The 14,272-nt window shown below is 40.8% G+C and carries 14 protein-coding genes; 2 read left to right on the top strand and 12 right to left on the bottom strand.

What is annotated here, in order from left to right; translation table 11 throughout:
• Positions 1–115 precede the first annotated feature (115 nt).
• Positions 116–349: a hypothetical protein gene (locus FY048_RS15870; protein WP_016139123.1), complete on the bottom strand. Its 234-nt coding sequence runs from the start codon at positions 347–349 to the stop codon at positions 116–118.
• Between the two features lie 290 nt (positions 350–639).
• Here FY048_RS15870 and FY048_RS15865 point away from each other — a divergent pair, with 290 nt between their 5' ends.
• Positions 640–1,059, top strand: a complete 420-nt coding sequence (locus tag FY048_RS15865; RefSeq protein WP_171068138.1) for a hypothetical protein — start codon at positions 640–642, stop codon at positions 1,057–1,059.
• Positions 1,060–1,105: 46 nt separating this feature from the next.
• On the opposite strand, the gene FY048_RS15860 is transcribed toward FY048_RS15865, so the two are convergent.
• Positions 1,106–1,867, bottom strand: coding sequence for a ferredoxin--NADP reductase (locus tag FY048_RS15860; protein WP_446091769.1), 762 nt, complete (start codon positions 1,865–1,867; stop codon positions 1,106–1,108).
• Between the two features lie 86 nt (positions 1,868–1,953).
• Here FY048_RS15860 and gigC point away from each other — a divergent pair, with 86 nt between their 5' ends.
• The gene (gigC, locus tag FY048_RS15855) at positions 1,954–2,838 is read left to right on the top strand and encodes a LysR family transcriptional regulator GigC (protein ID WP_016139126.1); all 885 of its coding nucleotides are present in this window, start codon (positions 1,954–1,956) and stop codon (positions 2,836–2,838) included.
• 205 nt (positions 2,839–3,043) lie between these two features.
• Here gigC and FY048_RS15850 read toward each other — a convergent pair whose 3' ends face one another.
• The 10 genes from FY048_RS15850 to nuoG all read right to left on the bottom strand — a co-directional run bounded on the left by FY048_RS15850 (position 3,044) and on the right by nuoG (position 14,267).
• Positions 3,044–3,337 (bottom strand): cold shock domain-containing protein, encoded by a 294-nt coding sequence (locus tag FY048_RS15850; RefSeq protein WP_016139127.1) that lies wholly within the window; start codon positions 3,335–3,337, stop codon positions 3,044–3,046.
• A 117-nt stretch (positions 3,338–3,454) separates the two neighbouring features.
• A complete protein-coding gene (upp, locus tag FY048_RS15845) occupies positions 3,455–4,090 on the bottom strand; it encodes a uracil phosphoribosyltransferase (RefSeq protein WP_016139128.1) in 636 nt (211 codons plus the stop codon).
• A 100-nt stretch (positions 4,091–4,190) separates the two neighbouring features.
• On the bottom strand, positions 4,191–5,687 hold the full coding sequence (nuoN, locus tag FY048_RS15840) for an NADH-quinone oxidoreductase subunit NuoN (protein ID WP_446091768.1): 1,497 nt from the start codon (positions 5,685–5,687) through the stop codon (positions 4,191–4,193).
• Between the two features lie 2 nt (positions 5,688–5,689).
• Positions 5,690–7,288 carry an NADH-quinone oxidoreductase subunit M gene (gene nuoM / locus FY048_RS15835; protein WP_336169213.1) on the bottom strand — a complete coding sequence of 533 codons (1,599 nt, stop codon included), beginning with the start codon at positions 7,286–7,288 and terminating at the stop codon, positions 5,690–5,692.
• A 1-nt stretch (position 7,289) separates the two neighbouring features.
• A complete protein-coding gene (gene nuoL, locus FY048_RS15830) occupies positions 7,290–9,179 on the bottom strand; it encodes an NADH-quinone oxidoreductase subunit L (protein WP_446091767.1) in 1,890 nt (629 codons plus the stop codon).
• Positions 9,176–9,484 carry an NADH-quinone oxidoreductase subunit NuoK gene (nuoK, locus tag FY048_RS15825; RefSeq protein WP_003653467.1) on the bottom strand — a complete coding sequence of 103 codons (309 nt, stop codon included), beginning with the start codon at positions 9,482–9,484 and terminating at the stop codon, positions 9,176–9,178. Before nuoK ends, nuoL begins: the two co-directional genes overlap by 4 nt.
• Entirely contained in the window at positions 9,484–10,002 is a 519-nt protein-coding gene (gene nuoJ, locus FY048_RS15820; RefSeq protein WP_171068139.1) for an NADH-quinone oxidoreductase subunit J, read from the bottom strand. The genes nuoK and nuoJ overlap by 1 nt, the downstream gene beginning before the upstream one ends.
• Positions 10,002–10,544: an NADH-quinone oxidoreductase subunit NuoI gene (gene nuoI, locus FY048_RS15815; RefSeq protein ID WP_016139133.1), complete on the bottom strand. Its 543-nt coding sequence runs from the start codon at positions 10,542–10,544 to the stop codon at positions 10,002–10,004. The genes nuoJ and nuoI overlap by 1 nt, the downstream gene beginning before the upstream one ends.
• An 18-nt stretch (positions 10,545–10,562) precedes the next feature.
• Entirely contained in the window at positions 10,563–11,579 is a 1,017-nt protein-coding gene (gene nuoH, locus FY048_RS15810) for an NADH-quinone oxidoreductase subunit NuoH (RefSeq protein ID WP_004703499.1), read from the bottom strand.
• 3 nt (positions 11,580–11,582) lie between these two features.
• Positions 11,583–14,267: an NADH-quinone oxidoreductase subunit NuoG gene (nuoG, locus tag FY048_RS15805; RefSeq protein WP_446091766.1), complete on the bottom strand. Its 2,685-nt coding sequence runs from the start codon at positions 14,265–14,267 to the stop codon at positions 11,583–11,585.
• Positions 14,268–14,272: the final 5 nt, after the last annotated feature.

The following is a 14,272-nucleotide window of genomic DNA, read 5'->3' as shown; positions in this document are numbered from 1 at the left end:
ATATTTTCTAATCAACACACTTCTGCATAAATACAACAAATTGATGCAAAAGGTTGCAAAAAAGCCTTCAGGTTTACACCTAAAGGCTTGATATCAAGATAAACTGATTCGCTTATTACCCTATATAGGTCTTTAAATTCAAATCAGAACTACCCTTAATTACATGTGGTGTGGTCTCATTTTGAAAAGCACCTTCTTGTTTAGGAGTCTGGTTGTGGTCAGCAACCATATAGACAATAAGTGCAAGAAGAAAAAGCCCAACAATAATTAAAATATAAACTGGCAATCTTCTTTTTTTCGCAGTTTCTTCAGGACTCGTCACATGAGGTGGTTTTGAAAAGTCATGCATCTTCTTTCCCCTCTTCTATTATCATTAACTTTATATTCATCATAGCAATTTGCTTTGTTGCATTGTGTGAAAAAGCATTATTCGAAGGTGTCTGTGATTGCAAAACTCTACTTTTAAAATAATAAAAACAGTATAAAATTTGCACACATTAATTTAGACAATTAAAAATAATTTCTCGTTATTCACCAGATTCGTGTATGTCCCATTTGTAATACAATATGTTTTAGCGCTTACTTTTTATAAAATAGGCTATAATAAGCCCCCTTGTTTTAAAGCTGCTCTATTTTATGATGTATCGTCAGCAAAACGTAACTCTTGATCTCGACACTGACGTCACACATCAATGTTATTTACACCAGACGAGAGATGAACATCTCATTGGTATTATTGAATTTAATAAGCCAAGTTATGAACTCAAATGGGGTGATCTAGAGTATTTTCGTCGTCGTACTGAAGAATTTTCAGTGATGCCTTTTCCTGACTGCATTAATGCCATGATTGTTGATATTCGTAATATCAATATTTTTCTGGATAATGAAGTTCCGATTTTACCTTGGCGTTTACTTGAAGAAGACTGTCCTGTTCGTTTAGTTGTTCCCCAAGACCGTTTAGAACATTATGCAGGTCTTTTTGAACCAACTTGGCTTTCAAGCGATGTAGACAGTGCTATTTCCGAAATTCGTGAATTTATGGATATGTTTGTCCATTAATAAACATATCCATAAAATAATTTTAAAGTTCTTTTAATTGTTGTTTTTACCAGTAATTTTCTACTGCAATATTTCCCTCACCTCGACGATTCATCGTCAAACCACGGCGTTTTAAAGCCTCTTTCGTGTCATCTACCATTTCTGGGTTTCCACAAAGCATGACATGGCTTGTTGCAGGACTCAGCTCTATACCAGCAACTTTTTCTAATTCACCGTTCTCAATCAAAACTGGCAAACGGTCATGTAACTGTGCTGATGGATCACGAGTGATAATTGAAATAAATTTAAAACCGACGTGCCCTTCCCCAAAACTTTCAGCAATCTCTTGAATACGATCGACATAAGCTAATTCGGCAGCTGTACGAACACTATAGACCAAATTAATCTTTTGATATTTAGACCATGTATCGAAGTCTTGCAGCATCGACAAAAACGGAGCTAAACCAGTACCCGTTGCCAATAACCATAAATCATGCGGTAAAGGCTGCTGATAGCGAGCTAAAGTAAGATAACCATAAGGTATTTTTTCTAAGTAAAGCTCATCACCTACCTTCAAATGTTGAAGATTTGAGGTAAATGCACCATCTGGGACCACAATCGAGAAAAATTCTAGCGTTTCATCAAATGGAGAAGACACAACCGAATAGGCACGAACAACAAGTTCTTCCCCAACTTTCAGTCCAATACGCGCAAATTGGCCAGCAGTAAATTTAAAATGTGCAGGGCGAGTCATGGTGAAACTAAAAAGAGTTGGGGTCCAGCGGTGTACAGATAAAACTTTTTCTACGCTAAATTTTTCAATTGACATGATTTCAACGTGGCATGAAATAGTGCGCTCATGTTAGCATGACAGTCGAAATAATGAATACTTTTAAACGTTAAGGCTTTTTAAACATGCGCATGACATTACGCCAGTTGGCTGTTTTTGTAGCAGTCGCTCAAGAAGGAACTGTCACCAAAGCCAGTGAAGCGGTCAGACTGACGCAAAGTGCAGCAAGTATGGCTTTAGCCGATTTAGAGGATGGTCTTGGTGCCCCTCTATTTGATCGTTTAGGTAAACGACTACAACTCAATGACCTTGGTCGCTTTCTATTGCCTCAAGCGCTAGAAATATTAGGTCGCTGTGAAGCTTTTGAGCAAGCTGCAAAAGGTGAGTTACAAAGTATTGATTTACGTATTGGGGCAACTCTCACAATCAGTGATTACCTCATGCCAGATTTAATGGCCAACTTTTTACAGTATCACCCCAAAGCGCACCTGCAATTACAGGTGGGCAACACACGCCAAATGATTGAAGCAGTCAATCAGTTTCAGCTTGATTTGGCATTAATTGAAGGCTCGTGTCACCTACCTCAACTTCAATGTATTCACTGGCGAGATGACGAACTTGCAGTATGCTGCTCCCCTAATCACCCTTTAGCACGTTTAAATCGACCTTTAACAGCACATGATTTTTATCAAGTTGAATGGATTTTACGTGAAGAAGGCTCGGGAACTCGTGAAGTATTTGATAATGCTATTTTGCAAGACCTCCCAGACGCTAATATTCGCCTAACCCTAGGTCACAATGAAGCAATTTTGAAAATAGTTGCTGGTGGTTTAGGAATGTCTTGTATCTCTAAACTCGCGATTGAACCTTTAATTGAAAAAGGACAACTCGTTATTTTAGAAACACCATTTTGGCAACTTACTCGCCCACTTTACATGTTGGTACACCGTCAGAAATACCAAGGTCCTGGCCTCAAAGCATTCTTACAATTCTGTGAAGATCAAGTTTAAGACCTGATCTTCTAATGCCATCTTGAGTCATTTTCACAAGGCTCACCATTCTTTTCATTTTATTATTTATTGCTTAAGAAAATTAAGGGAAGCTTACACCTCCCTTAATTTATATTACTAACTCATTCCGCGCGCAATCAAGAATCTTCTCTGCCGCTCTTAGCTAAACTCGACACCAAGCTAGCCGTGAAGATTGAGAACACGATTAACGTCGAAAATGTGATAACAACTCTGACGTAATCGCTTTATTATGATCGGTGATTTGAGTTTTTTTGGTTTTAGAAGGATTAGGATCGATACGCTCAATCTTGATAGCCTTAAATTTCCCCTGATTATCTACAGCAAGAAATTTCACTTTTTCATTTCTTTTCGGTTCCCCTTCTGATGCAGGAAAATCCGAAATGTGAAAGAAAATATCTCCCTCAGCCGTTCCAATAAAACCAAACCCTTTTTCAGGATCATATTGTTTAACTTTTCCGGTATAAAACTCTTGCTTCATGATCTTTACCTTACTTTTTCAATACTGATATTACAGCAGAAAATTAAAAAGAGACTTTCAATCCGCCCTCAAAACTTTACGGTTTGATTAAGTCTCTTTTTATCGTTATTTCAAAAATTAGTCTTTTTGGACACTACCAAAAATTTTATCGCCCGCATCACCTAAGCCAGGAACAATATAGCCTTGTTCATTTAAGCCATTATCAATAGATGCTGTATAAATCTGTACATCCGGATGAGCTGCTTCAACTTTAGCAACACCTTCTGGAGCAGCAACTAATACCATAACACGTATATCTTTACAGCCACTTGCCTTTAACACATCAATGGCAGCAACTAATGAGTTACCTGTTGCCAACATTGGATCGATAATCATTGCAAGACGATTAGCAACATCTGGAACTAGTTTTTTATAATAAGTACGAACTTCTAGTGTTTCTTCATTACGTTCGAGACCTAAAACACTCACTTTTGCACTTGGAATCAGATTAAGCACGCCATCCAACATACCAATACCTGCACGTAAAATCGGTACAATCGTTATTTTTTTACCAGCAATACGCTGCGTAGCAACTGTTCCAGCCCATCCATTAATTTCACAATCCACAACTGGTAAATCTTTTGTTGCTTCATAAGTCAACAACATAGTCACTTCCTGAGCAAGCTCACGGAAATTCTTAGTACTGATGTCAGAACGACGTAACAAACCTAATTTATGACGAATAAGTGGGTGACGAATTTCTTGAATGGCCACAGATGTTACCTAAAAATATATAAACGTATTTATTATAAACTTTTTTTAATGCTCAATAAAAAAAAGCCTCCAGATTTGGAGGCTTTTTTGTACACTAGAATTAGTGTTGTTGTGAAAGCATGAAATGTAATGGAGATAAAATTTCTGCTTTTAATGCTAAATTAATCAATGGATCTGGGTAAACACCCAAAATAATAACTAATGCAGCAGCAGCCAATACCATTAAACCACCTACTTTTTGACCCCAATGAGCATCTGCATCAATACGAGGAGTTTCTGGTGGTGTCATATACATTACAACCATCACACGTAAGTAGTAGTACAAACCAATACCACTACCCACAATAATCATTGCAGCTAAGAACCAGTGCTGAGTTGTTACAGCAGCCATTACCACCAAGAACTTACCAATGAAGCCTGCTGTTAATGGAATACCAGCCAAAGATAACATCATGACTGTTAAAGTTGCTGTAAGTACTGGACGACGCCAGAACAAACCACGGTAGTCTGCAAGACTTTGTGCTTCATCTACGTTGTTATATGGGCTAGACATTAACGCTACAGCACCAAAAGCACCGATAGTTGTTAATACGTAAGACACCACATATACAGTTACGCTACCCAAGCTCGCATAAGTCATGCTAATTAAAGCAATTAACAAATAACCAAAATGAGCAATAGATGAATAACCAAGAATACGTTTTAAGTTAACTTGACGAACAGCGAGTAAGTTACCAACTAAAATCGACAATACTGCAATGATTGTCAAAATAGTAACTAACGAATCCACCATAATTGCGCCAGAAGCAAGCATATAACGCACGAACAAACCAATTGTTGCAACTTTAGCAGCGGTCGCCAAGAAAGTTGCCATTGGCGCTGGTGCACCTGCATATACATCTGGTGTCCATTTATGGAACGGCGCAAGCGATAATTTAAATGCAACAGCAAAAATAATGAGTGCTAAACCTAATAACACCATTGGCTGTTTGATTGCGCCAAATAAAGCCTGTACAGAATCATAGAATGAAAGTGAACCAGTATATGCATAGATATATGCCATACCCATTAACAACATTGCAGAAGCTGTCGCTGAAAGTACAAGGTATTTAATACCAGCTTCAAGTGAACTACTACGTTGATAAGTATAAGCAAGTAAGCCATATACAGGGATCGACATTAACTCAAGGCTAATGAAGAACGATGCATAGTGAGAACTTGCAACCATCAACATTGCACCTGCTACTGAAGCAAGTAACAAAAGGTAGAGTTCTTCGCGGTTGTCTTTATAGGTTTCGATGTAAGCGTGAGACAAAGTACAACAAGCCAATGCTGCAATCAAAATCATAAATTGATAGAACATGGTAAATGGATCAACCATAAACATGCCCATCACATTTGCCGGCACAAACTTACCGCCAAATACTGCAAATAAAATATAAAGTGCAGCAAGGTTTAAACCAACAACAGAAGCTGTTGCGATTAAATTATGATTACGCTTAATTGAAATTAACAGCATAACGACGATTGTTGTCAAAGCAACAATCATCACTGGAGCTAAAGGCATAAGCGTAGCAAGTGATACTGTGAAGTTCATGATTATTGGATCTCCACATGGTCAAGTTGAGTAGCTGTTTGCTGAACAGTTTCAACGACTTCTTGAACTGGCATATAACTATTAACAAACCACTGCATGCTTGAATGAGATACATCCAAGAATGTTTGTGGGTAGATACCAAGCCAAACGAGACCAATCGCACAAATCATCAAAATACCAACTTCACGAGCAGATAAATCTTTTAGTGGACTAGCGTAGTGTTGCTTTTGTTCAGGATTTGGTTCACCAAATAAAGTACGGTGAATCAAAATCAAGCCGTATAAGCCTGCAAATACAAGGCTGATAGAAGCAAGAATCGTGAATACAGGATATTTATTGAATGAACCCATCAAGATGAGGAATTCACCAATAAAGTTACCTAAACCTGGCACGCCTACAAGAGCAGCCACGAAGAACATCAAGAAAAATGGCAAGTACTGAAGCTGGCCACGAAGACCACCCATTAAACGTAAATCACGTGTATGTAAACGTTCGTAGATTTGACCAGACATAATGAACAATGCAGCTGATGACAAACCATGTGCCAACATCATGATCATTAGACCTTGGAAGGTCAAAATATTACCTGCGTAGATCGCAAGTAAAATAAAGCCCATGTGTGAAATCGACGTATACGCAAGTAAACGTTTCATGTCAGTTTGCTGGTAAGCACACCATGCGCCGTAGAAAATACCAATCAAACCGAAAATAATCGCAATATCTGCAAACTGTGCAGAAGCTGCCGGGAAGAATGGAATAACAAAACGAAGCAAGCCATACGCAGCTGTTTTAATCAAGATACCCGCTAAGTCTACAGAACCTGCTGTAGGTGCTTGAGCATGCGCATCTGGTAACCAACCGTGTAATGGGAATACTGGTAACTTCACCGCAAAACCGATGAAGAAACAGATCATGAAACCATACGCTAAGCTAGGAGGTAAGTGGTTCGCTACAGCTAATAAATAGTTGTAATCGAAACCGATCATTCCGGTCATCATATAGCCATAAACTACAAGACCAAGAATACCGATTAACATCACTAAACCAGCGATTTGCGTGTAAAGGAAGAACTTAGTAGCTGCGTAAACACGTGAACGACCGTTTGAACCTTTATGACCCCATAACGCAATCAAGAAGTAGATTGGTACAAGCATCATCTCCCAGAAGAAGAAGAACAAGAATAGGTCAATCGCTAAGAATACACCGATAACGCCACCTAAACTCCATAAGAGGTTTAAGTGGAAGAAACCAACGTTCTTTTGAATTTCGCCCCATGAACAACCAACAGCAAGTACACCAAGTAATGCTGTTAGTAAAACCATGAGTAAAGATAAGCCATCCACAGCTAAGTGAATGCCGATACCGAGTGATTGAATCCACGGTAAATAGAACTCAGCAGACCAAGTTGGGATTTTTGAACCCATCTCATAGGTATAAGTTCCACTTTGCCAAAGTGCAAGACCTAAGCCCAAAGTAATGAGCATACCAATTAAGGCAATCCAGCGTGGCAAAGTTTTGTCGAGCTTATCGACTAACCAACAAATAAAACCAGCAATGAATGGAACAAGAATCAGCGCGGGTAAAATTAAATTGTTTTCCATTTTATTTCCCCACTACCTGAATAACGATCAAGATCATCAATAACACCACTACACCGAGTGACATACTTGATGCGTATTCACGCAATGAACCGGTTTGACGTGAGCTTGTAAAACTGTTTCCGCCTTTCACAAGTGCAGGAAGAACTAACCACAAACTGTCAATCGGGTCACGGCCAAAGATTTTGGCGAAGAATAAATAAGGTTTAACAAAAACGATGTCATACAATGCATCAAAACCAAAAGCGGTACGGCAAATATGTGCCAAACCTGAACCCAAACTTGTTTGAGCGAATGATTTCACTGCACCATAAGCAAATGCGAATAATGCTATACCAACAACTAGACCAACTAGCGCAATTCCTACTGCCAAATGCTCTGCCCCATGCATGCCTTCAACAAATTGTTCAGCCACATGGAATTCAGGAATTTTTGCAGTATTAAGAATACCTGCTACAGGTGCTTTTAATACTGCACCAACAAAAGTAGACAGTACAGCTAAAATGCCCAATGGAGCCCAGTAAGTTGCACCTTTAATTTCATGGTAAGGCGTGTTTTCTTGACCAAAGAATACAACCCAGATTAAACGGAATGTATAGATTGAAGTCAGGAATGCACCTGCTACACCCACCCAATATAAAGTGTGATATAGAGCAACTGATTGACCTTGTACCCAAACTTCACCAAGAATCGCATCTTTAGAGAAGAAGCCAATTGTCAAGAATGGAATCGCTGCTAATGCACCGCCACCAATCGCGAAACAAGCAAATAGGAATTTGTTACGTTTGAACAAACCACCCATTTTGAAGATGTTTTGCTCGTGGTGGTAAGCCAGAATCACCGCACCAGAAGACAAGAATAATAATGCCTTAAAGAATGCGTGAGCCAACATGTGGAACAAGCCAGCTTGATAAGCTTCCGCACCTACAGCCATAAACATATAACCCAACTGACTCATTGTTGAGTAAGCCAAGATACGTTTGATGTCTGTTTGAACGAGTGCAGCAAAACCTGCAACTAACAAAGTCACAGCACCTGTTACTGAAATGAATTGCATCACTTCAGGCGCAAGTTCAAATACGCTAAATAGACGACAGCATAAATACACACCAGCCGTTACCATTGTCGCAGCATGGATTAATGCAGAAACAGGTGTTGGACCTGCCATTGCATCTGCTAACCATGTTTGCAATGGAATTTGAGCAGATTTACCAGCCGCACCCAAGAACAACATTAATGCAGTCCAGATCGTAAGTGACGAACTCTTCGTCATTACTTCTGCAGCGTGTTCAACGATGTACTGAGTATTCAGCGTACCAAATTGTTGGTAAAGCAAGAATAAAGCGATAAGTAAGAATACGTCACCTACGCGGGTAACTGTAAATGCTTTGATCGCAGCCCAACCATTTGCAGGGTTTGCATAATAGAAACCGATAAGCAAATAAGAGCAAAGACCTACGCCTTCCCAACCTAAGAATAACAACACCAAGTTGTCGCCCAATACAAGCACAAGCATGCTGGCAACAAACAGGTTGAAATAAGAGAAGAAACGCGCATAGCCCTCTTCACCACGCATGTACCATGATGCAAAGATGTGGATTAAGAAACCAACACCCGTCACCATGCCCATCATGAGTAAAGATAAGCCATCTAAATGTAAGCTAATGCCTGGCGCAAAACCACCAACATTGAACCATGTCCACAGGTTTTGAACAAAAACTTGCTGACCACTCGTGGTAAATGCCATTCCAGCAATCAATGCAAATAATGCAGATAAACCTACAGAACCAACACCAATAATTGCTGCAACATTTTCAGAGAGCTTGTCTCGTCCTGCCGCCAATAAAATAAAACCGATTAGCGGAAATAATATTGTTAGATATAAATAACTCATCCGCGCATCTCACTAGCAGCATCCACATCCAAATGATGGAAGCGATGATAGAACTGAAGGACAATCGCAAGACCGATACATGCCTCTGCTGCTGCAAGGGTCAAAATCAGAATGAACATAACTTGTCCATCTGGTTGTGCCCATACGCTACCCGCAAGAACAAATGCCAATGCAGCAGCATTCATCATGACTTCAAGGCTCATTAACATAAATAATAGGTTGCGTCGAACCATTACACCGTAAAAACCGAGTGCAAAAAGGATGGTTGCAACAATCAAACCATGTTCTAAAGGAATCTGGCCCATTATTCTTTTTCCTCTTCTGCACCTGGTTCACGTTTACCTAAGTGGTATGCTGCAACAAGGGCTGCTAGCAATAACATCGCGGCAACTTCAACCAATAGTAAATAGTGAGTAAAGAGTGCTTGACCAACTAATTTTGGTCCAATCACTTGTGCCCCAAGTGGTGCTGAAATAGTGGTGTATTCACCACCAAGCATCCAAACTAAAAGCAAGCCGAGTAAGAAACTCATGAGGGCTGGATATGCCCAAGCATCTGAAGAAAGCCATTTACGTTCTTGTTCAACGGTGTGTTGACCTAAGTTAAGCATCATCACAACGAAGACAAACAGAACCATAATTGCTCCGGCATAGACGATGATTTCAAGAGCACCTGCAAAAGGCGCCCCCACGATCATGAAAATACCAGCAACAGCAAGCAATGAAACAATAAGACTAAGCAAAGCGTGTACAGGGTTCGTGTTAGTCACTACACGAACCGTAGAAACGATGGCCACGAGTGCCATCAAATAAAACGGCCACATCATGGTAATAGACTCCGTACATCGATTGGTGCACTTTCTTTTTGTGCTTGACCTTTCTCTTTACCGTTAATCGCCATACCCGTTACACGGTAGAAGTTGTAGTCTGGATATTTCCCCGGACCTGAAATGAGTAAGTTTTCTTTCTCATAAACAAGGTCTTGACGTACATATTCACCAAGCTCGAAATCTGGTGTCATCTGAATCGCAGTTGTTGGACAAGCTTCTTCACACATACCGCAGAAAATACAACGTGAAAAGTTAATACGGAAAAATTCCGGATACCAACGTCCATCTTCTTTTTCTGCTTTTTGCAATGAGATACAGCCAACTGGACACGCAACCGCACATAGGTTACATGCCACACAACGCTCTTCCCCATCAGGGTCACGCGTCAACACAATACGACCACGAAAGCGTGGCGGCACAATCTGTTCAGCCGGTACTTCTGGATATAAAATCGTGTCACGTTTACGCGTTACATGGCTAAATACCATAAACAACGAACGTACAATCGATCCGAATCCAGCTAGAAATTTATACATTTTGTACTCCCTGCTGTCCTAGGCCTGATTCATCAGAATCACAGCACCAGTCACTAACAAGTTGACCAACGCCAATGGCAAACAAATTTTCCAACCAAAGTTCATGACTTGGTCATAACGTGGACGCATTAAAGAACCACGAGCCAAAACAAACATCATTACAAAGAATGCTGTTTTAATCACAAACCAGAATACTGGCGGAACAAATGGAATTTCTAAATTGAATGGTGCTAACCAGCCACCGAAGAATAAAGTTACGATCAATGCAGAAATAAGTACCACGTTGACATATTCAGCAACGAAGAACATACCCCATTTCATACCACCATATTCAACATGGTAACCTTCAGCCAATTCTTGTTCTGCTTCTGGTTGGTCAAATGGATGACGGTGAGTTACCGCAACACCAGCAACCACAAAAATCAAGAAACCTAAGAATTGTGGAATGACGAACCAAACATCACGTTGTGCTTCAACAATTTCACGAAGGTTAAATGAGCCTGCAATTGCAACCACACCCATCAATGAGATACCCAAGAACACTTCATAAGAAATGGTTTGAGCAGCTGAACGTAAACCACCAAGCAATGAGTATTTGTTATTTGAAGCCCAGCCACCAAACAATACTGCATAAACTGCAATACCAGCCATTGCCATGAAGAACAACAAACCGATACTCATGTCGGCAACACCCAGTGAAGGACTCACCGGGATTACCATAAATGAAAGAACCGCTGTTGCCATTGCAACAGCTGGTGCTAAGCGGAATGTAAGTTTGTCAGCAAATTTTGGTGTCCAGTCTTCTTTGAACATGATCTTGAGCATGTCGGCAACGATCTGGAACATACCACCAGGACCAACACGGTTTGGACCATAACGGTCTTGCCACCAAGCAAGTAAACGACGTTCAATGAAAGACATCAACGCTGCAACTAAAACAACAACAAGCAAAATCACAACTGCTTGAACTACAGCGTAGGCAATTGGCCAGTTCTCAGCCCAAAGTGGCGTTTGACGTATAATTTCTTGATTCATGAATTACACTCCTAAAGCCACTGAAACAGGCTCAGCTAGTGACACCATTGGTGCTAAACCAACTGGGTAACCAATATAACCTGTAGGTAAATATTCAATTACTTGTACAGGCAAGCTCACACTGGTTTCACCTGCTTTTACAGTAATGCGTTGACCTTCTTGAAGGTTCAAACGAGTTGCATCTTGTTCGCCCACTGCAAACATAGCTTCTGGAATACGAGTTTCCATTGCTGGTGTTTTAATAGTGAATTCACCAGAACCAAAAATATGATGCATTGGTACTAAGCGGAAACTTTCAGTGTTTGCAACTACAGGCACTGGAGCAACATAGCTACGTGCAGGACGTTTTGCCAAGCGATCGAATAAACGAACACCCGAATCACCACCTTTTAAGTGACCACCCACTTCATCTTGGTATTTGTTCCAAGATTGTGGAGAGTTCCAGCCCGGAGCCCACGCAAATGGTACCAATGATGATGCTTTTTGCGGACCAACATAACCTTCCATTGAGAATGTTAATGCTGAATCTGGATCGGTAGGCTGTTTCGGTTCATGAACTGATAACGGCGCACGCATTGATGTACGACCTGAATAACGGCGTGGTTCACGCGCAATTTTCAAACCATGTACACGGTAACCTGCATCAGGTGCCACATCTTGAATTGCTTCAAGTACTGGTACATTTTTCACGATGCTTTCAATCACATCATCAAGCAATGTCCAATCTACAGCCTTACCTTTAATGCCAGTTTCAATGGCATGTAACCAGCGCCATGATTCTTTAATTGCATATTCAGGCTTGTAGTAACTTGGATCGTAAACTTGATAGAAGCGCTGTGCACGACCTTCTTGGCTTACAACAGTACCGTCACCTTCTGCAAAGCTTGCTGCTGAAAGAACGATATCAGCCTGTTTCACAGTTTCAGTTTCACTGTGATCAAGCACGATTACTGTTTCAGCTTTATCTAGTGCAGCTTTTACTTGAGCAGCAGGTAAACGACGGAACAAGTCATTTTCAACAATAACAAGTGTGTCGTAGTCTTGAGCAAATGCTTGTTCAAGGCTTAAGCCGCCAAACAATGCCAAGCCCATAGAGTTCACTTCAGGAACTACAAGACTTAAACCAGCTTTAGAACCTAAGTTCTGAGTCAACTCAGCCGCAGCTTCCATAATAGAAGCATCTTGCAAACTTGTGCCCGCAATGATTAATGGTTTGTTTGCTGCTTTTAAAGTGTCAGCAATGGTTTGAGCAAATGCTTTTGCATCGTCATCCAGACCAATTAATACATCACCTTTCACTGCTGCTGCTACGGCAAAGCCTAAACGTGCAATATCATTTGGTGAAGCAACAACTTCACCAGTTGCAACGTCGGCAAGACGAGTTTGAGTTGCAGCCAAGATATAGATCGGAGATTTTGCTTCTTGACCAATACGTTGTAAAGGTTCAGCCAACCAATCTGGAGTACGTGTTTTCGCAGCCATTTCACGAGCTTTGTTTTTCGCAGCTTGGCGAACAGACAATGCCATACGTGGAGCAGTTTGAGTTAGGTCTTCACCTAAAATCAGAACAGCATCATAGCTTTCAATTTCACGCATATTCGGGTTGTAAATACCCTCGGTTTGCATGATAGATGCAGCAAGCTCAACAAGTTTTTGCTCTTTTTGAGCAACACCAGTTGAGTAGTTTTCCTGACCTACAAGCTCACGTAATGCGTAGTTCGATTCCAAGCTTGCGCGTGGAGAACCAATACCCAAGACTTTTTTGCCTTGAAGCTTTGCAATCGTTTGATCTAAAGCTTGATCAACAGAAACAGTTGCAACAGTTTCACCGTTACGGAACTGAGGCTGACGTGGACGGTCTGCACGGTTTACATAACCTGTGCCAAAACGACCTTTATCACAAAGGAAGTACTGGTTAACCGAACCATTAAAACGGTTTTCTACACGACGGATTTCACCATAACGTTCACCCGGAGAAATGTTACAACCAGAAGAACAGCCTTGACACACGCTTGGTGCATACTGCATGTCCCATTTACGGTTATAACGCTCTGAATGAGTCTTATCAGTGAATACACCTGTTGGACATACTTCAGTCAAGTTACCCGAGAATTCAGATTCTAAAGTACCTGATTCTGGACGGCCAAAGTAAACACGAGATGCATTGGCATACACACCAAAGTCTGTACCGCCCGCATAATCTTTGTAGTAACGAACACAACGGTAACAAGCAATACAGCGGTTCATTTCATGTGCAATGAATGAGCCGAGTTCTTGATTGTAATGCGTACGTTTTGTGAAGCGGTAACGACGACGGTCATGACCAGTCATCACAGTCATATCTTGTAAATGACAGTGACCACCCTCTTCACAGACTGGACAGTCATGCGGGTGATTCGTCATCAAAAATTCAACAATAGATGCACGGAAATCCGTTGCTTCTTTGTCTTCAACTGAGATATAGGTATTGTCAGATGCTGGTGTCATGCAAGACATGACCAAACGACCACGCGTATCTTCTGGATTCGCATATTGCGTAACAGCACATTGACGGCAAGAACCAACCGAACCTAAGGATGGATGCCAACAAAAATATGGGATGTCGATGCCCAGACTCAAACATGCTTGTAGCAAGTTTTCCGAGCCGTTGACTTCATACGATTTTCCATCGACATGAATTGTAGCCATAGTCG

It is taken from the genome of Acinetobacter sp. 1124_18A (assembly GCF_052824995.1).
This window is presented reverse-complemented; position numbering and strand designations above follow the sequence as displayed.

Excerpts from the sequence above, each read along its gene's own strand:
- FY048_RS15850 (WP_016139127.1), bottom strand. The coding sequence starts at position 3,337 with ATGAAGCAAGAGTTTTATACCGGAAAAGTTAAACAATATGATCCTGAA.
- gigC (WP_016139126.1), top strand. The coding sequence starts at position 1,954 with ATGCGCATGACATTACGCCAGTTGGCTGTTTTTGTAGCAGTCGCTCAA.
- nuoL (WP_446091767.1), bottom strand. The coding sequence starts at position 9,179 with ATGAGTTATTTATATCTAACAATATTATTTCCGCTAATCGGTTTTATT.
- nuoM (WP_336169213.1), bottom strand. The coding sequence starts at position 7,288 with ATGGAAAACAATTTAATTTTACCCGCGCTGATTCTTGTTCCATTCATT.
- nuoI (WP_016139133.1), bottom strand. The coding sequence starts at position 10,544 with ATGTATAAATTTCTAGCTGGATTCGGATCGATTGTACGTTCGTTGTTT.
- nuoK (WP_003653467.1), bottom strand. The coding sequence starts at position 9,484 with ATGGGCCAGATTCCTTTAGAACATGGTTTGATTGTTGCAACCATCCTT.
- nuoG (WP_446091766.1), bottom strand. The coding sequence starts at position 14,267 with ATGGCTACAATTCATGTCGATGGAAAATCGTATGAAGTCAACGGCTCG.
- FY048_RS15860 (WP_446091769.1), bottom strand. The coding sequence starts at position 1,867 with ATGTCAATTGAAAAATTTAGCGTAGAAAAAGTTTTATCTGTACACCGC.
- nuoH (WP_004703499.1), bottom strand. The coding sequence starts at position 11,579 with ATGAATCAAGAAATTATACGTCAAACGCCACTTTGGGCTGAGAACTGG.
- FY048_RS15865 (WP_171068138.1), top strand. The coding sequence starts at position 640 with ATGTATCGTCAGCAAAACGTAACTCTTGATCTCGACACTGACGTCACA.
- nuoJ (WP_171068139.1), bottom strand. The coding sequence starts at position 10,002 with ATGTGGCCGTTTTATTTGATGGCACTCGTGGCCATCGTTTCTACGGTT.
- nuoN (WP_446091768.1), bottom strand. The coding sequence starts at position 5,687 with ATGAACTTCACAGTATCACTTGCTACGCTTATGCCTTTAGCTCCAGTG.
- FY048_RS15870 (WP_016139123.1), bottom strand. The coding sequence starts at position 349 with ATGCATGACTTTTCAAAACCACCTCATGTGACGAGTCCTGAAGAAACT.